General features: G+C 49.9%; 21 protein-coding genes and 1 pseudogene. 11 read left to right on the top strand and 11 right to left on the bottom strand.

Annotation, left to right across the window (positions count from 1 at the left end):
- The first annotated feature begins 16 nt into the window (after positions 1 to 16).
- Positions 17 to 328, top strand: coding sequence for a helix-turn-helix domain-containing protein (locus tag G7K71_RS18350; protein ID WP_121450792.1), 312 nt, complete (start codon positions 17 to 19; stop codon positions 326 to 328).
- A 143-nt stretch (positions 329 to 471) separates the two neighbouring features.
- Here G7K71_RS18350 and G7K71_RS18355 read toward each other — a convergent pair whose 3' ends face one another.
- Complete coding sequence (locus G7K71_RS18355; RefSeq protein ID WP_243175099.1) at positions 472 to 684, bottom strand: helix-turn-helix domain-containing protein; 213 nt, start codon at positions 682 to 684, stop codon at positions 472 to 474.
- Between the two features lie 162 nt (positions 685 to 846).
- On the opposite strand from G7K71_RS18355, the gene G7K71_RS18360 reads away from it, so the two are divergent.
- Positions 847 to 1,170 carry a helix-turn-helix domain-containing protein gene (locus tag G7K71_RS18360; RefSeq protein ID WP_166349529.1) on the top strand — a complete coding sequence of 108 codons (324 nt, stop codon included), beginning with the start codon at positions 847 to 849 and terminating at the stop codon, positions 1,168 to 1,170.
- A 3-nt stretch (positions 1,171 to 1,173) separates the two neighbouring features.
- Complete coding sequence (locus G7K71_RS18365; protein ID WP_166349532.1) at positions 1,174 to 1,566, top strand: hypothetical protein; 393 nt, start codon at positions 1,174 to 1,176, stop codon at positions 1,564 to 1,566.
- A 7-nt stretch (positions 1,567 to 1,573) separates the two neighbouring features.
- Here the strand turns inward: G7K71_RS18365 and G7K71_RS18370 are convergent.
- Positions 1,574 to 1,747: pseudogene (locus G7K71_RS18370) on the bottom strand (helix-turn-helix domain-containing protein); the annotation flags it as partial.
- 36 nt (positions 1,748 to 1,783) lie between these two features.
- On the opposite strand from G7K71_RS18370, the gene G7K71_RS18375 reads away from it, so the two are divergent.
- Entirely contained in the window at positions 1,784 to 2,032 is a 249-nt protein-coding gene (locus G7K71_RS18375) for a helix-turn-helix domain-containing protein (RefSeq protein ID WP_166349538.1), read from the top strand.
- A 3-nt stretch (positions 2,033 to 2,035) separates the two neighbouring features.
- Positions 2,036 to 2,470, top strand: a complete 435-nt coding sequence (locus G7K71_RS18380) for a hypothetical protein (RefSeq protein ID WP_166349541.1) — start codon at positions 2,036 to 2,038, stop codon at positions 2,468 to 2,470.
- 7 nt (positions 2,471 to 2,477) lie between these two features.
- Here G7K71_RS18380 and G7K71_RS18385 read toward each other — a convergent pair whose 3' ends face one another.
- Positions 2,478 to 2,702 carry a helix-turn-helix transcriptional regulator gene (locus G7K71_RS18385; RefSeq protein ID WP_166349544.1) on the bottom strand — a complete coding sequence of 75 codons (225 nt, stop codon included), beginning with the start codon at positions 2,700 to 2,702 and terminating at the stop codon, positions 2,478 to 2,480.
- 85 nt (positions 2,703 to 2,787) lie between these two features.
- Between G7K71_RS18385 and G7K71_RS18390 the strand changes: the two genes are divergently transcribed.
- A complete protein-coding gene (locus G7K71_RS18390; RefSeq protein WP_121450787.1) occupies positions 2,788 to 3,018 on the top strand; it encodes a helix-turn-helix domain-containing protein in 231 nt (76 codons plus the stop codon).
- A 17-nt stretch (positions 3,019 to 3,035) separates the two neighbouring features.
- The gene (locus G7K71_RS18395; protein WP_121450786.1) at positions 3,036 to 3,350 is read left to right on the top strand and encodes a hypothetical protein; all 315 of its coding nucleotides are present in this window, start codon (positions 3,036 to 3,038) and stop codon (positions 3,348 to 3,350) included.
- A gap of 290 nt (positions 3,351 to 3,640) precedes the next feature.
- On the opposite strand, the gene G7K71_RS18400 is transcribed toward G7K71_RS18395, so the two are convergent.
- Positions 3,641 to 3,868 (bottom strand): helix-turn-helix transcriptional regulator, encoded by a 228-nt coding sequence (locus G7K71_RS18400; protein ID WP_166349547.1) that lies wholly within the window; start codon positions 3,866 to 3,868, stop codon positions 3,641 to 3,643.
- 165 nt (positions 3,869 to 4,033) lie between these two features.
- On the opposite strand from G7K71_RS18400, the gene G7K71_RS18405 reads away from it, so the two are divergent.
- Positions 4,034 to 4,672 carry a LexA family transcriptional regulator gene (locus G7K71_RS18405; protein ID WP_165859269.1) on the top strand — a complete coding sequence of 213 codons (639 nt, stop codon included), beginning with the start codon at positions 4,034 to 4,036 and terminating at the stop codon, positions 4,670 to 4,672.
- Between the two features lie 14 nt (positions 4,673 to 4,686).
- Here G7K71_RS18405 and recA read toward each other — a convergent pair whose 3' ends face one another.
- The 5 genes from recA to G7K71_RS18430 all read right to left on the bottom strand — a co-directional run bounded on the left by recA (position 4,687) and on the right by G7K71_RS18430 (position 12,740).
- Complete coding sequence (gene recA / locus G7K71_RS18410) at positions 4,687 to 5,763, bottom strand: recombinase RecA (RefSeq protein WP_166349550.1); 1,077 nt, start codon at positions 5,761 to 5,763, stop codon at positions 4,687 to 4,689.
- 136 nt (positions 5,764 to 5,899) lie between these two features.
- Positions 5,900 to 6,970 carry a helix-turn-helix domain-containing protein gene (locus G7K71_RS18415; RefSeq protein ID WP_166349553.1) on the bottom strand — a complete coding sequence of 357 codons (1,071 nt, stop codon included), beginning with the start codon at positions 6,968 to 6,970 and terminating at the stop codon, positions 5,900 to 5,902.
- A gap of 152 nt (positions 6,971 to 7,122) precedes the next feature.
- Positions 7,123 to 8,382 carry a group II intron reverse transcriptase/maturase gene (ltrA, locus tag G7K71_RS18420; protein WP_166349644.1) on the bottom strand — a complete coding sequence of 420 codons (1,260 nt, stop codon included), beginning with the start codon at positions 8,380 to 8,382 and terminating at the stop codon, positions 7,123 to 7,125.
- Between the two features lie 615 nt (positions 8,383 to 8,997).
- Entirely contained in the window at positions 8,998 to 10,713 is a 1,716-nt protein-coding gene (locus G7K71_RS18425; RefSeq protein WP_166349556.1) for an ATP-binding protein, read from the bottom strand.
- Positions 10,714 to 11,456: 743 nt separating this feature from the next.
- Entirely contained in the window at positions 11,457 to 12,740 is a 1,284-nt protein-coding gene (locus tag G7K71_RS18430) for an IS110 family transposase (RefSeq protein WP_166343398.1), read from the bottom strand.
- 133 nt (positions 12,741 to 12,873) lie between these two features.
- On the opposite strand from G7K71_RS18430, the gene tnpA reads away from it, so the two are divergent.
- From tnpA to tnpC, 3 genes are all read left to right on the top strand, one after another.
- Complete coding sequence (gene tnpA / locus G7K71_RS18435; RefSeq protein ID WP_166349559.1) at positions 12,874 to 13,200, top strand: IS66 family insertion sequence element accessory protein TnpA; 327 nt, start codon at positions 12,874 to 12,876, stop codon at positions 13,198 to 13,200.
- Positions 13,194 to 13,550 carry an IS66 family insertion sequence element accessory protein TnpB gene (tnpB, locus tag G7K71_RS18440; protein ID WP_013821897.1) on the top strand — a complete coding sequence of 119 codons (357 nt, stop codon included), beginning with the start codon at positions 13,194 to 13,196 and terminating at the stop codon, positions 13,548 to 13,550. The genes tnpA and tnpB overlap by 7 nt, the downstream gene beginning before the upstream one ends.
- Positions 13,551 to 13,659: 109 nt before the next feature.
- A complete protein-coding gene (tnpC, locus tag G7K71_RS18445; protein ID WP_166349647.1) occupies positions 13,660 to 15,228 on the top strand; it encodes an IS66 family transposase in 1,569 nt (522 codons plus the stop codon).
- A gap of 36 nt (positions 15,229 to 15,264) precedes the next feature.
- Here tnpC and G7K71_RS18450 read toward each other — a convergent pair whose 3' ends face one another.
- Both G7K71_RS18450 and G7K71_RS18455 read right to left on the bottom strand, forming a co-directional pair.
- Positions 15,265 to 16,122, bottom strand: a complete 858-nt coding sequence (locus G7K71_RS18450) for a DNA double-strand break repair nuclease NurA (RefSeq protein ID WP_166349562.1) — start codon at positions 16,120 to 16,122, stop codon at positions 15,265 to 15,267.
- Positions 16,119 to 17,243 (bottom strand): hypothetical protein, encoded by a 1,125-nt coding sequence (locus G7K71_RS18455; protein WP_166349565.1) that lies wholly within the window; start codon positions 17,241 to 17,243, stop codon positions 16,119 to 16,121. Before G7K71_RS18455 ends, G7K71_RS18450 begins: the two co-directional genes overlap by 4 nt.
- Positions 17,244 to 17,627 lie beyond the last annotated feature (384 nt).

A 17,627-nucleotide genomic window follows, 5' to 3' on the forward strand; every position in this document is an offset into this window, starting at 1 on the left:
TCCCGAGGTAGAATTCATGAATGTAGGAGAAAGGATTAGAGAGCTTCGAAAAAGGTACGGCCTGACGGCCAGTGAGCTCGGCGAACTGCTTGGCGTAAGCCAGGCCCAGGTGTCCCGTTACGAAAAGGGTCAGAACGAGATTCCCCTTTCAACCCTTGAACGATTTTGTACCATTCTGGGGATAACCTTACCCGAGTTTTTTGCAGAGGGTGCTTTCGTCACGCCGATCCCTCCCCACCTTCGCCCCTTGATTGATGCCGCCCGGGACCTGAACCGGGAGCAGGTGGAGGCCCTGGCCAATATGATCGTAAAATTAAGGGCTAAGTAGTTATCGTAGCCGCACCATCCCCTCTCCCGCGCCGCCACATTGCCGGCGGTCCGGGACAGGAGATAACGCTTCTTTCGAGAGCCAAGAATTTGTTTTGCTCTCTGGAAGGTTATTCCATGTTTTCACAGAAATATTGTTTTGAGTCACTCTCCCGCTGCCTTTGCCTGTTGCTCGTCCAGCAATTCGGCTACGGTTACCCCCAGGGCGGCCGCAAGTTTTTGTAGTTCTTCAGCGGTTACCTTACGATTGCCGCTTTCAATTTTGCTTACCTGGGATTGGTGAAGACCTGTAAGCACTGCCAGTTCCTTTTGCGAAAGCCCTTTTTTGTTTCTCAAATAACGAAGTTGATGCTTCAACAAAACGTCCACCTTCCTTTTGATTCTAATATAGAATATATTGCCTCTTATGTCAATGCTGATGATTCTAATTTAGAATAATATTTTTCTACATATTGGCTTGCACCATGCAAGCCCGTAAGATAGGATTAAACAGATATTCTTTTTTGGAATAGGTGCAAAATGAATGTCGGTGCACGTATCAAACAACTTCGTAAAGCTAAAAAGCTTTCCCAAAGAGAACTTGCCGATCTGACATCCATCTCCCAGCCTGTTATAAATCGGCTTGAGAATAATACCAGGGCTGCTGATGTCGATTCCCTCAAACGCATTTGCTCCGCCCTGGGCATCACCCTGGCCGAGTTTTTTGCCGACCAGGCCCCGGAGCTGCCGCCGGACATCCGTCAGATGATAGACGTAGCCCGAAAACTTACCCCTTTGCAACGCGAGTTGATCATCTCCGTCATGAAGGAAATGGCGAAAGATAATCAAACGGAAGGGGAATAATCCGTGTCAGGGCAACTGCTGAAAGAAATCCTCGGTGAACTGAAGGCCCTGAATCAGCGTGTCGGCAATATAGAGCAACGCGTCGGCAACATGGAGCAGCGTATCGGCGACCTGAAACAGGGCCAGCAGGAACTCGCCGGGCACATGGAAAGAATGGAAACCCGGATAAACAAATTGGATTCACGTCTAAATAGGCTTGAACTTCGTATCGAGGAAGAAATCATCGACAAGATCCGCGCTCTCTTCGACGGTTACAATCTTAGAGGCGATGAAATTGGAAACTTGAGGAAACATCTCGACGAACGCCTGGATGCTATGGCTCTGGACATCAACTACCTGGTGAGAAAAACAGCTCAGCAGGAGTTTGTAATCCAGGAATTAAGGCGGGCCAAATAAGTCGGTTTCATTCTCCACCGGGTCCGGGTTCGTCCCGGCTTATAACCAGCAACTCACTGGCGGGAATGCCGAAGAATTTCTCCATACGGATAATTACTTCAGCAGAAGGGTCATGCCGGCAGTTTTCGTAGTGACTTATCATTGCTTTGCTGACGCCAAGTAGCTGTGCCAATTTTTCTGCAGATAGCCCAACACTTAACTGTCAAGAGGGTTTTTAATGTTCAACCGACAAACATTTGCCATTCGCTTGAAGCAACTCCGTAAACAAAACAATGTTTCTATGCAAAAGCTGGCTGAAGCGCTCAACTTAAAAAGTAAAGCGGCCATAAGTCAGTTTGAGAATTGCGTTAATCTCCCGTCACTTGATACTCTTGTCGCTCTCGCCGACTTCTTTGACGTCAGCATCGATTTCTTGCTTGGCCGCACCGATAATCCGCACAGCCATAAATCCTGGAAAGGAGAATGATCCATGCCCGAACAGCTACTTAAAGAAATCCTGGGCGAACTTAAGGTTCTTAACCAGCGTATCGGCAGCCTGGAAGAAGGCCAGCAGGAACTTGTCAAGCGTGTCGCCGGCCTGGAAGAAGGCCAGCAGGAACTTGCCAGGCGTGTCGGCAACCTGGAAGAAGGCCAGCGTAACTTTGCCGGACGCATGGAAAGGATAGAAACGCGGATGGACAAACTTGGTTCCCATTTAAACAGGCTTGAACTTCGTATCGAGGAAGAAATCATCGACAAGATCCGCGCCCTATTTGACGGTTACAATCTTAGAGGCGATCAAATTGGGAGCTTAAGGAAACACCTCGACGAACGCCTTGATGTTATGGCCCTGGACATCAACTACTTGGTAAGAAAAACAGCCCAACAGGAGTTTGTAATCCAGGAATTAAGGCGGGCCAAATAGGTCGGTTTCACTCTCCACCGGGTCCGGCTTCGTCCCGGCTTATAGCTAACAACTCGCCGGCCGGAATGCCGAAGAATTTCTCCAGGCGCTGGGCCACCTCCCAGGAGGGATTATGGTGGCCATGCTCGATTTCGCAATAAGTTGATTTAGCCAAACCGAGATATCTTGCTACATCTACCTGTTTTAGATTTTTATTTGTTCTAGCTTTAATGAGATTATGACGAAGTCCCATAGTACCACTCCAGTTAGTTCGGATATTCCGAACCACCCTAACTTTATTGTAGTTCGGGATATCCGAACTGTCAAGAGGTTGTTCCATGATTTCCAAAGTTTTTTCGGCGCGACTCAGGCAATTAAGGAAAGCTAACAATCTCACCCTTGAGCAAGTTGGTCAAGCCATCGGTATGCGTAAAAGTTCGCTGAGTGACATAGAAAACTGCAAACAACCCATCAGCTTTGACGCGGCCATCCGCCTCGCCGACTTCTTTGACGTCAGCATCGATTTCTTGCTTGGCCGGACTGACAACCCCAAAAGCCACAAATCGTAAGCGAAAGGAGAATAGCCATGACCAATGAGGAATTCCAGAGCCTCGTGCTTCAGCAGCTTGGAAAGATTAATAAACGTCTCGATTCTCTTGAAGAGGGCCAGCTCCATCTAGCAACCCGCCTCGACAACGTGGACAACAAGGTGGACAAGCTAGGGCTTCGCCTCGAAAACGAAGTTATCGACAAGGTGCGTGCCCTCTTTGACGGTTTCGCATTGAGGGGCGACCAGATCGAACGACTGCAAAAACACCTCGATGAACGCCTGGACAGCATCGAAACAGACACCCGTTATCTCGTTGCCAGGGTCGCAAGGCTGGAGAAGCTGGCGAAGTAGGTGCGTGTTTCCTGCCCGGTCATGTCCACCTCTTATTCACCCCGGTCATGTCCACCTCTTATTCACTGCGATGCAGGTTGTTTAGGCTCCTCAGCGATAATTTTTAGCTGGTGCATCCTCCCGGCGTTTTCCCTCCGCCGGGTCTAGTTAACTGGTTAACTGCGTTGCACTGCGCTCCTGGGTCAGGGTAATCCCCTCTCCCTTGCCGCCATCTTTACAGCGGCCGGGGACAGGAGACTATATTTATTTGCTCTCTGGAAGGTCATTCCATGTTTTCGCAGAAGTATTACTTACGTGCCCGCTGAACATGACTTAAGGTAATCAAACTGCTCATAAAAAAGCCATTCCACGGACACTCCGAAAAATTTTGCCAGTCTAACTTTGATATGTTTCCTTGGTTCCCGTCTTCCGGCCTCAATGTGAGCAATCATACTTTGAGAAATGCCTATCGCTTCAGCCACTTGTTCTTGTGTGAGACCAGCTTTTACTCTTAAATCTATCAATCGTTCATTTTTCAAAATCTTTTCACCTGCCTTTGTTATGACTCAAGGTAATGCCTCTCTTGGTCTTAATTATAATTACCTTGGGTAATTTAGTCAATGCCTTTTTACAATAATATTTCTAATGGTAATATGACTTTACCATGACGAATGGTAATACTAGAATTTGTATAGGTGATTATTGTGACCATTTTTGGTAAGAGGTTAAGAGAGCTTCGAGAGAAAAAAAACCTTTCTCAAGAAGCATTAGGAAAGCTTTTTCATTTAAGCCAAAGTATGATCGCTCATTACGAAGCAGGGCGAAAGCAGCCCAGTCAACAGACCCTAAGACAGATGGCCGATTTTTTCGGTGTATCTATTGATTACTTGCTCGGAAGAACCAATGACCCCCGGCCGGTGGATAAAATCATCGAAGACATAGATGGCTGGCCTCGTGGCCCTACGGTATCAATACCCATCCTCGGTGTTATCCGGGCCGGGGAGCCCATATATGCAGACGAGAACATTATCGACTGGGTGGAAGTGCCGGCCGAAGAAGTAAAAAACGGGGAATATTTTTATCTCCGGGTTAAAGGAGACAGTATGATCGGCAGCCGCATCTATCCCGGAGACATAGTGCTGGTACGCCGCCAGGAAACGGTGGACAACGGCCAGATAGCCGTTGTCCTTGTGAACGATGAGGAAGCCACCCTTAAGCGGGTAAAATTTCTTGAGGAAGCCGTCATTCTTTACCCGGATAATCCCAAATATCAGCCGCAGATATACCGGATTGATGAGGTACGAATACTCGGAAGGGTGATAAAAGTGGAATTTGAACCGTAAAAAGGAACCCGGAGCTACTCCGGGTCTTTTACCAACGGGATAACCTTGTTTTCTAAAGGCTTCATTTCATTACCGCCGGCAATAGCGGCTTTTATTTTTTCAACTATCTGGGCCGTTACTTCCGGGTACGATTTTAAGAACTTCCTCGCGTTCTCCATGCCCTGGCCCAGTTGCTCGCCGTTGAAAGAGTACCACGTGCCGGATTTCTGTATGATGTGCAACTTTTCCCCCATTTCCAGCACATCCCACTCCCTGGAAATCCCTTCACCATGGATCATGCTTACGGTCGTTTCCTTAAATGGCGGCGCAAGTTTGTTTTTGACCACCCTGATCAAGGTTCTGCTCCCGATTATTCCTTCCTTGTCTTTGATGTTTTCCTTCTTCCTCACCTCCAGGCGCATGGAGGCGTAAAATTTGAGCGCCCTGCCGCCTGGTGTTGTCTCCTGAATGGAGTTGAAGTTGCCGTGTCCCCCGCCCACTTTTTCCCGCAACTGATTGATGAATATAACCAAAGTCCTCGTTTTGTTGACAATGGCGGCGAGTTTGCGCAATGCCTGAGACATCAGACGGGCTTGCAGGCCGACCTGGAGTTCACCCATTTCCCCTTCTATTTCCGCCTTTGGCACCAGGGCCGCCACGGAATCTATCGCTATCACGTCTATCGCGCCGCTTTCGATGAGATCCTCGCAAATGTTCAGAGCCTGCTCCCCATAATCGGGCTGTGAAACGAGCAAGTTCTCAATGTCCACCCCGAGTTTCTTGGCGTACAGCGGGTCAAGCGAATGTTCCGCGTCTATAAATACCGCGGTACCTCCCGCTTTCTGCGCTTCGGCTATGGCATGCAGGGCAACGGTGGTCTTACCCGAGGACTCCGGTCCGAACAATTCAACAATGCGTCCGCGCGGCAGGCCACCAATGCCGGTTGCAATGTCCAAAGACAGTATTCCGGTGGGTATCGCTTCCACGTTCATTCTCGGGTTTTCACCGAGGCGCATGATGGACCCATCACCATATTTCTGCCTGATCCCCTTTAAAGCGTTTTCAAGCACTTCCTCCCTGGTGGCCGGCTTATCTTTCTCCGCTCTTGCCATTTCGCGCACCCCCAAACATATGTTTTACTGGATTATAAAACAAAGCCCGTTCTGATGCAAGGAAAATGTTGCCATGGGGGTGATAAGTTACGGTAGCACATGGAAAAATCCATAAACTAACGAAAAACCAGATAACTCAAGAGAGATAAAGGGATTTCAGCAATTCCCGTTTTTTCAGCTTCTCGTGTTCCTCGGGATCCATTTTAGTTTCCGCTTTCTCCGTTTTACTTTCCGCTTTCTTTATTTTTGATTTATTCTTTTCGACACGGCCCTGCGGCCGCCCGGGTTCGTGCCTGTAATCTTCCCTGAGTGCGGCAACCAGCAGGCCGGGGACGTTCCTGATTTCCGTACCGCTACCCATTTCACTGATAAGTTTGATTTTCTCCCTGATCTTTTCTTTTGGAAACTCCAGCAGGAGTTCTTCCAGGAACTCTGAAGGCACCCGGGCACCGGTGGCCACCAGCACTGCCGCCTGCAACTCCCCCAGAACAGCGGCGTTAAGGCAGGGATGGGTACTCGTTACAGGTTCACCCGGCGTTTCGCCGCGGTTGTCTGCGGGCACATTATCTCCCGGTTTTTGGTCTTCATCAATGGTACCATGATCAACATCAACAACAACAAATATATTATTATTTAATTCGTCTGAACCCATGGTAAGAGGGGGGGTGAAATTTTTACAGACCCCCCTCTGAAATTCGGAAAGTGGGGGGTGTGAAATTTTTTCACACCCCCCGGCATGATCCACCCGGGTAAGAGGGGGGTCTGTATTTTTTACACACCCCTGTCCGGAATCAGGAGTTTCTTCCCCCTCGTTTTGAATAATCTGCTGCAGTTTTTCAAAAACAGGTGCCAGGTCATATTCATTGCTCAGCTGGCCGTTGCTGGAATCGTACCTGTTGCGGACAACGATCAGTCCCTTTTCAACCAGGCTTTTTTTATAGGAATGCAGGGTCTTTTCACTCACGCCGGTTAACTTGCTGAGTTCCCTGATGGAGGGATAAGGATCCTTAACGGTCCACCGGTAGCTCAAAAGGTGGCAGATAAAAGCCACCTCCTGGAAGGAAAGTCCCAATTCCCTCTGGTAACGGAACAAAGCGGTGGGAATGGGAGCCACACCCTGCTCGGCAATTGTCCTGCCGTAAAGTTCGTAAAAACGGTTCGGATTTCCATTTTCCTGCTTGACAACGCCCGGGGTTTCCACTATCATAGCCTTAAGAAACTCCTTTCTTTTGCCATACGCTTGCAGGAGCGCATGGCATTTTTGTTTTGGACCTCCCTCCCGGAAGCCCATCGAGTAGGAGGGGGCGGCTAGCCCCCGTCCTCTCACACCACCGGACATGCGGGTCCGCATCCGGCGGTTCACCAAGCTTGACGAAGATAAGAATAGCGTTCGGTTAAGCTCATCAGGCCCTGGGACTGCCAGTAGGCGTTGCCCAGGGCTCTATTCATTGGCCCGTAGGCCATCCGCCATGGCCCTTTGCGAGCGTTGGCGAATCCATGTACCACCCATTCAGGCAGTCCCAGTGCACGCAGCTCGCGGTACCTTGTCCGCACTCGCTTCCACTGCTTCCAGAGGCACATGCGCAGCCTCCTCCGCATCCAGCCTTCCAGGTTCCTGAAAATGCTGGGCGTTTCGGCCAGGGCAAAGTAGCCCATCCATCCGCCCAAGTAGGCGTTTAGCCGCTCTATGCGCTCGGCCATGCTTACGGGCTTATTCCGGGAAGTTATCTCCCGGATTTTCATCTTCACCCGTTTGATGGTTTGCGGTGCCAGGCGGATAAGGATTCGCCCTGCCTTGGCCTTGTACATGCTAAACCCCAGGAATTTCAGTTTCCACGGCCGGTCTACCGCGCTCTTTTGTTCGTTGATTTTGAGCTTCAACCGCTCCTGCAGGAACTTACGAATACTGGCCATGACCCTTTCTCCCGCCCGCTTGCTTTTGACGTAGATGTTACAGTCGTCTGCATAACGGACAAACTTGTGGCCCCTCTTTTCCAGTTCTTTGTCCAGGTCGTCCAGCAGGATGTTGGCCAGGAGCGGGCTTAAGGGTCCACCCTGCGGCGTCCCTTCCGCCGTCTCTATGACCACTCCGTTCATCATGACACCTGCCTGGAGATAACGGCGAATAAGTATAAGTATCCTCTTATCCGTCACTTTCCGGGCCACTCGGGCCATGAGAATGTCGTGGTTTACCCGGTCAAAGAATTTCTCTATGTCCAGGTCCACGGCCCATTCGTATCCCTCTTCCACGTATTGACGCGCTTTCCTTACCGCGTCATGGGCTCTCCTTCCGGGCCGAAACCCGTAACTGGCCTCTGAAAATTGCGGGTCGAAAATGGGCGTCAATACTTGCAGGAGAGCCTGCTGGATCAGGCGGTCCATTGCGGTAGGTATCCCTAATAGCCGTTTGCCTCCCCCGGGTTTCGGGATTTCGACCCGGCGCACGGGCATCGGTCTATAGGTACCTGTGAGCAGTTCCTCCCGGATGCGCGGCCATTCGGCACGAATTTGGTCCCGAAGCCGTTCGGTCGGGATGCCATCTACGCCGGGCGCGCCTCCGTTTCTCTCTACCCGCTTCAGGGCGGCCAGCATGTTCTCCCTGGCCACCACCTGTTCCATCAGGCCGCTATCCTGACCCCCGCGAGGTGTCGCCCCGCCTTGTGCCGGAGAAGGACTCGGCCCTCCCGCGGTCCCCCGTGGCTTCACCACTTCCTCCCGCGGGCAGGCCCCTTCCGGGGTTTTCTGCTGTCTTCGCCCTTCTCGCGAACGCACCGGTCTCACCTCTGACTTGATGTTCGGGCCTTCCCCTGGAGTTCATGACCCCCAGGGTACTATGCCCTCTGCTGACTCCTGCCGGTTCAGCCGTGCCTCTCGACACGGGTTACCAGCTCTACCTGGCTTATCCGGCAGGCCTCCCCGGGTAAGAGCGTTAACCTTCACCCCGCGCCCGCCCCATATACTCCGCCGTCCCTTGGCAGCCTGGGATTTCGCTGTGTTGTGCCAGCTCATCCGAACGGCTTAGCCTCTTATGGGGTTCTTGTTCATCGGGCCGTGGTTTTGCCGCCGGCTTCCTTCGGATTCCACCTCGCGATGGACACCCTTGCCTTTGGCTAGCAGACTCGTGCTGCCTCGCCTGCAGTGGACTTTCACCACCAAGTTAACGCCCATGCCGGGCGCACACAAAAAAACCCCGCGTGATTATCACGCAGGGTTTTACTTAAAATGGAAAGTGGCTTACCTCGTATCCTGGCGCCTGTATGGCGGCTTGGGGAAATCAATTCTAACAGGCTGCTTTAGTCTTCGGTTCGCCAGAATCATTTCCCCAGGAAACAGGTTGGTGATAACTGCTTTAGTTTGCTTATCAAAAATTTCGTAAGCAGGACGTGAAAGTTCTGTCGTACCGGTTATACCCACCAAACTCGTCGAACAATTTTCATAAACCTGATGATGAATATCGGATCTAAATTGTTGGGCGGTGAAAAGGGTTATTCCTTCGGCGCGACCAACCCGAGCCAGATCGACAATTTCCCTTCCCAGAGCACTGAGTTTTGAACCTGTAGGTACATAGCGATTAAGCTCATCAACGAGGATAATAACGTGCTCAGGGATCGCATCCCTATTTTCCCTACATGCCTCTTTTAACCTATGTACCACATCACCTATTATGAAACCCTGGACACCTAAATTTCCCTCAAAGGGTTCAATGTCAATGACAAGAATTCGTCCGGGTATAAGCAATGTCTTGACTTCCTCACCAAGGTACTTTACTTCGAGTTCGGAACGAAGAGCAATCGCTTCTCTCTTCTCAACAAAGATATCAGCGTTAGTACAACGACTCAAGTGCCGCTTAAAGCGTTTTATAACGTTCTCACGCTGAGAGCCTACTGTTTCTGCAGGATAGCCTCCAAACCATTTCAACTGATTCCAAGTTTCAACTATTGTATCTTTTTTATAAATCGGCTTTCCATCATAATCACAGACATCCTTAAGGAATTTTAACTTTTTGTCAGGATAACTCGAAGCAATATAGCTTGTAATGCTTTCCAAAGTATACTGGGGATCATCGATATCGGAAAAAAGCAAGTTAAGTTCATCATAAACGTCTTTCAGGGTATAAGCATAGTAAAATACTTTCTTCTTAGATGGATCTTCATAAACATCGGAAGCCTTACGATGACCCCAAGGAAGATAATAAATTACGTCACTAAAGGGCTCCGGCGACACCTTTAGTAATTCATAAAGCTTATTGTCGTATTCTTCTAAAAAACCAGAAGCTGGCGGTTCATCAATGTAAAGAAGGTCACGCTGTTTAACATTAAAAATTACCGCAGCGGTGTTTTTCCCGAAACGGTGTATAACCGCTTTAAGAAGAAACATAAGGTAGGAAGTTTTAGCAGCAAGACCTGATGTTCCTGAAACGTTGACGTGAGCAGCTTCAGGACCTAGAACGTAGCGCCCGTCGAGGAATAGAGGCAGGGGGTCTCCACTTGAACGAACAATTGCACCAGCCGGAAGAATAACTTCGGAAGGGATGTCATGCATACCAAGAGCAAACATTATCTCCTCTTCAGTAGCGAAAGAAACGGGCGTATCGTTGAGCACCGGATACCACACAGGCTTTGCGCCGGTCCTAGAATAAGGAGTGTTTACACCAGTATTAGCCACCACATGGGCAGTTGCAACAATGGTCGTGATTCTTCTAGTATTGCCTTCCGCACCAGGGTCCCCAAAATTGGAACCAACAAAATTGGAAAGGTGCGTCTGAGCATCGGTAGGAGCAGAGATTTCCTTAACGACCCCAATGGTACGGGAATCTTCGTGGTTTTTAACAGAAACATAGTCAAACGGGTTAATCAGAACACCGTTTTTAACCCAAAAAGAAAACGATGACGAAGTACTTGGGTCTCTTTCGATGGAAGAAACCTTACCAATGGATTCTCGCTCTGCCAAAATTCCTACCCCCTTACTTGAAGTAGCTGTCGAATAACCAAAGGCGGCAGTAATGAATTCTTCACTAACATTTCCGCAGCGCGAATTGGATAAATATGTGAATGCCACCTCTTCTCCGGGTAAAGGCAAGGAAGTCTTTCTGCGAGAAGAGCCCGGCTTAATCTCTGAACTAGTAAACTTTTTGATTCATCCCATGGTCCTGGCAGAACAGTTTCCACTTTCACTACACCTTGGATATAATTATCAAGACACTCTACAGGCCATAGACGTAAGCGTCAAACACAACCCACCTTGGCACAATACCCAAGTTTAAGGGATAATCTTCCTATCTCAATATTTTTCATTGATACTTTAAAAAGCTTACTCAATCTGCCATTTTTAAAATTTATCTTGGGTGGTCTAACCCACCTGTTCGCCCCCTGCTTACCCTATCATGTCTCCCGGGGTCAATGCCCTTACATTCCTTCGTTCAGCATAATGGGGGCGGGTGGGGCACCGTTACTCAGAAGCAGGGTCATGCCCTAACGGAGGTTTTTTCGGTTTCCCCCACCCAAGATTTTTGCCTCATGATGATTCCTTTACGCCGTCGGGCTTGTGGATATGTGGGCAACGCTTTAGCGTTGTCCAAGCGAGTGTGGACCCTGTGGACAGGCGGAAGATAAACCATGCCTAAACCTCCAGGCTCCTCTTAAGTGGCAGGAGGCCTCCCGCAAGTCCATACGAGCGGCATATCCACAAGCCTTCTAGGCCGCCAGTTGCTGCCGGCGGTAGCTACCCAAAACCTTCTCCGGGTCGTACAGGCGTTTTTCTTTAGCTAAGGTGAACATTACCCGGAGGAGTTTGCAGGCGATCACTACCAGGGCCTGCTTGCTTTTCAGCGGGTTTTGCGGCCGGGTCACCAGGTAACGGTAGAGCGCTTTAAACTGAGGGTTTTTGGCCACCAGGACCAGGGCAGCCTGGTAGAGGATGCTCCGCAACCCCGCCCGGCCCCGCTTGGAGATCTTTGTAACCCCTTTTTTGGAATCCCCGGATTGGTTGATAGTCAGGTTGTAACCGGCCAGTTTGCGGATCTGGCGCCAGTCTTCGTACCGGGTGAAATCCCCCACTTCCCCTAAGAAGCTGGCGGCAGTGACGACTCCGATCCCGGGGATGCTCAAAAGGTACTCGGCTAAGCCGGTTTTGGCCAGGGCCTTTTCCATGGCCGCTTCGGTTTGGAGCAATTGCTTTTGCCAGAAGAAGATTTCTTCCAGGCACTGGGTCAGGCGCAGACGGGCAGCATCTAAACCTTCCGGCACGCCGATGGATTCATTGGCGGCAGCCAGTAAAAGAACGGCCCGTTTTTGACCCACTTTCCCGCCGCTGGCTGCCTTAAGTTCAGCGGTCAGCTCTTCTGTCGTGAGCTGTTTTAGGTCGGCCGGGAAGGGCCGGTGGGTCAGGATGTACAGGGAGGCTTTCCCTAGAAGGTTCTTAAAAACCTGCGGATATTCGGGAAAGCGCTCGTCCAGGATCGCCACCAGGTTGTTCTGGGCGGCGTTTAGTTTGGCCTTTTGCTGGTGGCGGTTTTGGGTGTACCCCCGGAGTTCCGCCCAGATCCCTTTGGGTAGATAGCAGTGGAAAAAGCGTCCTTCCCAGGTTAAAGTGGCGATGATCAGGGCGTCTTTCCGGTCGTTTTTGGTGGGCGAGTTATCGTCGAGTTCTTTTTGCTTTTTGACGTGGTAAGGATTGACGATAACTACTGGGATGCCGGCATTGACCAGGTAGCTGGCCAGGGGTTTCCAGTAATGGCCGGAAGGCTCCATGGCCACGACGATGTTTTGCGCGCCGATTTGTTCTTTGACCCGGTGCATTCTACCCAGTAGACGGGAAAAGCCGTTTATGCTATTCTGAAAAGAGAAGGCGCTGCCCACTTCGATGCCTGTTGACCCGTCCAGCGTGCGGGCCCAGTGGGTCCTTTTGGCGATGTCGACGCCCACGATGAGGGTGTGGACGCTACGAATTTCTTTTAGGTTTTTGTTTCGTTTCGTCATTAACCTCGACCTCCGGTACTTTTGGTGTTTGCTCTAACCTTGTTGTACCAGGAGGTCTTTTTGTTGATCAACCCCTTTGATAAGGATTACAGGAATGCTCAGAAAATAAGCTCGATGAGGAGGATTTTTTCTTATGACCAAAGCCGAACGGGAAGCGCTATGGGAAACCCGAATAGCCGAATACAAGATGAGTGGGCAAAGCGTCAGAGAATGGTGCGCCGCCCATGAAGGCATCAGCCCCAGGCAGTTATGGTACTGGCTGCGAAAGTTTAAAGACCGGAACGGAGTTACCCCAGGAAAATCAAACCGGTGGCTGCCGGTGGAAATAAGCAACCAGTCATTTATAGAAGAGGACCATACTTTACTGGTCAAAATAGGACCGGCCAACATCGAGGTAAAACCCGGCTTTGATCCAGCCTTGCTTTCTCAGGTAGTTAAGGTGCTGGTAGCGTTATGCTAAATGAATTTAGTATCAACCGGGTTTACCTCGCCTGCGGTGCCACCGATTTGCGCAAGTCCATCGACGGGCTGGCCGTGCTGGTCAAGGAAGGGTTTGAGCTGGACCCCTTCTCTTCCTGCCTTTTCGTCTTCTGTAACCGGCAGCGGGACAAAATTAAAATTCTCCACTGGGACCACAATGGGTTTTGGCTCTATTACCGCCGGCTGGAGAAAGGTAAATTCCCCTGGCCGGAAAGAAGCACTTCTTCAACTATTGCCATTAGCCGCCGGGAACTGCGCTGGCTGCTCGACGGCCTATCGATAGAACAGCCTAAAGCTCATCCCGAGGTAAAAGCACGCACTGTAATATAAATAAAGCAGCAGAAAGAAATATTTTCACTTTGTGGTTGATTCTAGAGGGATTCGACGGGTTTCGTCGAATCTTTTATTCATGAACACTACTTCGCAATCTATCGCTGCCATGAATATAGAAGAGCTGCAAAGCCGCTGTCTACAGCTGGAAGAGCAGTGCAGATGGTTGGAACAACAGAATGCCGAGCTGACCGCTAAACTGAATTGGTTTATGGAGCAGCTTCGCTTGAGCAAACACCGGCAATTCGGTGTTTCCAGCGAACGGACCGCTTCTGGCTACCAGCAGCTTTCGCTTTTTAATGAGGCGGAAGTGGAAGCCCAGCCGGCTTCACCCGAACCGGCTGTCGAAACCATCACCTACCAGCGCCGCAAACAGCGTGGCCGCCGGGAGATGGTGCTCGATAACCTGCCGGTGGAAACGGTTGAGTACCGCCTGCCGGAAGAAGAGCGGGTCTGTTCGTGCTGCGGTGGTCCTTTACATGAAATGAGCACCGAAGTACGACAGGAACTGCAGATCATCCCGGCCCAGGTAAAAGTGGTCAAGCATGTGCGTTACGTTTATTCCTGCCGCCATTGCGAGCGCAACGAGCTAACCACCCCCATTGTTACCGCTCCCATGCCGGCTCCTGTATTTCCCGGAAGTATGGTTTCCCCCTCGCTTATGGCTTACATCATGAACCAGAAATACGGGGAAGGTCTGCCGCTGTACCGCCAGGAGCAGCAGTTTGCCCACCTGGGGGTGGAGCTGTCCCGGCAGACGCTTGCCAACTGGGTGCTGTACGGGGCGAACAACTGGTTGGCCCTGATCTACGATCGCCTGCATGAACACCTGCTTGAGCGGGATATCCTGCATGCCGATGAGACAACCCTGCAGGTCCTCCGCGAGCCGGGCCGGGCTGCTGAAACCCAATCGTACCTCTGGCTCTACCGCACCGGGCGGGACGGTCCTCCCATTATTCTCTACGACTACCAGACCACCCGGGCCAGCAAGCACCCCCGCCGGTTCCTGGCAGGTTTTAAAGGCTACTTGCACGTTGACGGTTACGCCGGCTACAACGAACTGCCGGATGTCACCCTGGTGGGCTGCTGGGCCCATGCCCGGCGCAAGTTTGATGAAGCGTTAAAGGCCCTGCCGGAAGATAAACGCAATAAAGCAGTGGCCGCCCAGGTGGGGCTGGAATTTTGTAACCAACTTTTTGCCATTGAGCGCGACTTGAAAGATGCAACGCCCCAGGAGCGTTATCAGGCCCGCCAGGTGCGCAGCCGCCCCGTGCTGGATGCTTTTCGGGCATGGCTTAAAACCCAGAAAACACAGGTACTGCCCAAAAGTTCCTTTGGTCAGGCAGTTAACTATTGCCTGAGCCAGTGGGATAAACTCATTGCCTTTTTGCAGGATGGACGCCTGGAACTGGATAACAACCGGAGTGAGCGGTCGATCAAACCCTTTGTCATTGGCCGCAAGAACTGGTTGTTTGCCAATACTCCGCGGGGTGCCCGGGCCAGCGCTATTACTTACAGCATCATAGAAACGGCAAAGGAGAATGGGTTGAATCCTTTCCAGTACCTCAGTTATCTTTTTGAAAAACTTCCCAACCTGGACCCTAAAGACAGTAACGCCCTGGATCAGTTGCTCCCCTGGTCCGATTCATTACCCCCTGTCTGCAGGGTTAATAAATAAGCCAGATTATGTCCCCACCTGATTGCAAGGTGGGGTTTATTTTACGCTTACCCATAGACGAAGGTACCAAAATACCAGATCCCGATAGTCTCCCTTCTGCTGAACCAGCACAGGAGTTCTCCATCCAACAGGAAGTTCACGCAGTAACCTCGGAAGATTGTAAGTTTTTGCCATCTCCCGAAGAGTCACAACTGGCCTTAAGCTAAAGGACTTTGCAAGACCTATGACATTAGGTATCTTCTGGAAACGCCTATCCCTTAGATCGCCGTCTATTACCAACCACCCATCATCAGCACGCGCAAGTATTGAAGCCAATTCTGCTTCTATGTGGTGAAGGCGCTCCCGGGCTTTTCCTGCCAGTACACTTCTGAGGTCCCTAGAGGGGCCTGGGTCTCTTTCAAGACACACAGGTTCCAAAAAGCTCGGAACAGAAACCAGGTCACTCCAAACCGGGTATGATTCTGTAAATGGAAATATAGCAAAAAATCGATATTCAAGAGCGACACTTTTCAGTGCCTTCCCATCACGAGAAACTACGCCAACGGCCATCTGGGAAGCTACAACAGGGTATGAATATCCTTGTGCAATAATATCTCCCCAATAACATGTCTGAAGAGAACCATCCAAGAAATAGACAAAAACACTCTCCTCATCAGCGTAAAGAGGTGGTCCCACTTCTATGTACGGCTCGTAAGATCGTTCAACATTACAACATTCATGTCTTCCGTCAGAAAAAATAACATCATCACGCATCCTGTCCGGGTCCGGCGGTTCCGCTTCAATGGAAGGTTCATCCGTAAGAGATGCAGAAACGAAATTAAGCCCTCCCCCTTCCAGGCGCTCCACTAAAATCTTTGCAGAATCCTGAAGTTTGACGAAAACGCTGTCAATCAAACAACCACTCCTTTCTGTGCTCTAAGTTCGAGGGCGATAAAAAGGTCTTTCGCGTTCAAAAATTTTCGTTTAAGCCCCTCATAAGGAGGCCAAGTACCGTTAACACCCAAAACCCGTCTGGCATCAGCTACCATCTCCAGGAGTTCCGGTGTCCATTCCGGCGCAACGTAGCTATCTTTTTCAAGAGCATCTAGAGGCTGATAACGCATTGGATAAACCACCACGCCCCAGTCAAATAGATGTTTAATACGACAGAAAAAATCGTCGGGAGTATCCATATAATTAAACATTACATAAACGAGGATGTTGCGCTTTCTTATCCCCGCATTTGTAAGCAATTTAATTGCCTGGCCCACCGCTTCCTTCTGAACAATACTATCGTAGGCAAGACGTATTAAGGGAATGTTCAATTTTGCCAAAGCTAGAGCAACATCAGAAGTTATAAGACGAGCATCAATGCCCTGGTTAAAATCTATTTTATAGCGATATTTTTTAGAGTTTCTCAGTTCTGCCAATTCATTTAAAATTTTACCCGAATAGGAAGAGGCTAGAAAGTTGTTATCCAGTAGAATAATTGATTTGTGCTCCGGCAACACAAGATGTTTTACTGACGGTTTCGCCTCAAAATCTGGTTCCAAAATAGGAACCGCACAAAAAGGACACCGCCTGATACAACCCCGCGAACTGAAGACCAGGCTTGCAGTCCATCCTTCGATCAAGCTATAATCTGGAAGAAGGTCTTCCACTTCCGGGATGATACCTTTCCAAATTACGTCCGGGCGAATCTCTTCAGCAGCATGATCGGAAAGTAATGAAGCGTAAATACCGCCCAAAACAAAAAGAGCTTTAGGATGCTGTCTACGGTAGAACGTAACAGCCTCCTTTACAGCTTTCCACCCGTAAGTAAAAAGCGATGTCACATATACAATATCTGGATCGATTCCCGCCTTTTCTGGGGGGCGCACAAGAACTACTATGTCCCCGCGAGATCGATGGTAACTCGCAAGTTTTAGAAGTCCTAAAGGGGGGAACTGGCTATAAAATCGAGGCCATACAAGAAGAACCGAAAGTCTTTTTTGACATGGAAGGATTTCCGCCAAAGAGTTTTCTGCTTTCAACAAAACTGGAGAAACCTTTTTCATGAACGCTCGGCAAAAACCGCCGCAACCCCCTTTCTGGAATAATTCGTCAAAAACATAAATTTTCCTCCAAGGAGACTTTTATGATTTTTCAAAAGCCAAAAAAGAAAGCGGCCGGCATGGCAGCCCACCGCTTGTCATTTCACACGCTAACAGGATATTGTCTGAATACAACCGAAAGTAGTTCGGTAACCCTCCGGTAGCAATAAAGCTTGTGCTGCCGCCAGGTTCCGCCAACTGTCTCTGTCCTCATCCCAGGACAAAACCTCACTAAAGCGTTGTTCCCTATCTGAAGATCTAGCATAAATGCACGGGGGCACTAGTGTTGCATAAAAATTAAAACCTTCCCGGGCAATTTTGACAAAT

It is taken from the genome of Desulfofundulus sp. TPOSR, assembly GCF_011393055.1.
Classification (GTDB): domain Bacteria; phylum Bacillota; class Desulfotomaculia; order Desulfotomaculales; family Desulfovirgulaceae; genus Desulfofundulus; species Desulfofundulus kuznetsovii.

Coding starts and splice junctions, on each gene's coding strand:
- tnpC (WP_166349647.1), top strand. CDS start 13,660: ATGAATATAGAAGAGCTGCAAAGCCGCTGTCTACAGCTGGAAGAGCAG.
- G7K71_RS18375 (WP_166349538.1), top strand. CDS start 1,784: ATGTTCAACCGACAAACATTTGCCATTCGCTTGAAGCAACTCCGTAAA.
- G7K71_RS18430 (WP_166343398.1), bottom strand. CDS start 12,740: ATGACGAAACGAAACAAAAACCTAAAAGAAATTCGTAGCGTCCACACC.
- G7K71_RS18385 (WP_166349544.1), bottom strand. CDS start 2,702: ATGGGACTTCGTCATAATCTCATTAAAGCTAGAACAAATAAAAATCTA.
- G7K71_RS18350 (WP_121450792.1), top strand. CDS start 17: ATGAATGTAGGAGAAAGGATTAGAGAGCTTCGAAAAAGGTACGGCCTG.
- recA (WP_166349550.1), bottom strand. CDS start 5,763: ATGGCAAGAGCGGAGAAAGATAAGCCGGCCACCAGGGAGGAAGTGCTT.
- G7K71_RS18360 (WP_166349529.1), top strand. CDS start 847: ATGAATGTCGGTGCACGTATCAAACAACTTCGTAAAGCTAAAAAGCTT.
- G7K71_RS18395 (WP_121450786.1), top strand. CDS start 3,036: ATGACCAATGAGGAATTCCAGAGCCTCGTGCTTCAGCAGCTTGGAAAG.
- ltrA (WP_166349644.1), bottom strand. CDS start 8,382: ATGGAACAGGTGGTGGCCAGGGAGAACATGCTGGCCGCCCTGAAGCGG.
- G7K71_RS18415 (WP_166349553.1), bottom strand. CDS start 6,970: ATGATAGTGGAAACCCCGGGCGTTGTCAAGCAGGAAAATGGAAATCCG.
- tnpA (WP_166349559.1), top strand. CDS start 12,874: ATGACCAAAGCCGAACGGGAAGCGCTATGGGAAACCCGAATAGCCGAA.
- tnpB (WP_013821897.1), top strand. CDS start 13,194: ATGCTAAATGAATTTAGTATCAACCGGGTTTACCTCGCCTGCGGTGCC.
- G7K71_RS18390 (WP_121450787.1), top strand. CDS start 2,788: ATGATTTCCAAAGTTTTTTCGGCGCGACTCAGGCAATTAAGGAAAGCT.
- G7K71_RS18380 (WP_166349541.1), top strand. CDS start 2,036: ATGCCCGAACAGCTACTTAAAGAAATCCTGGGCGAACTTAAGGTTCTT.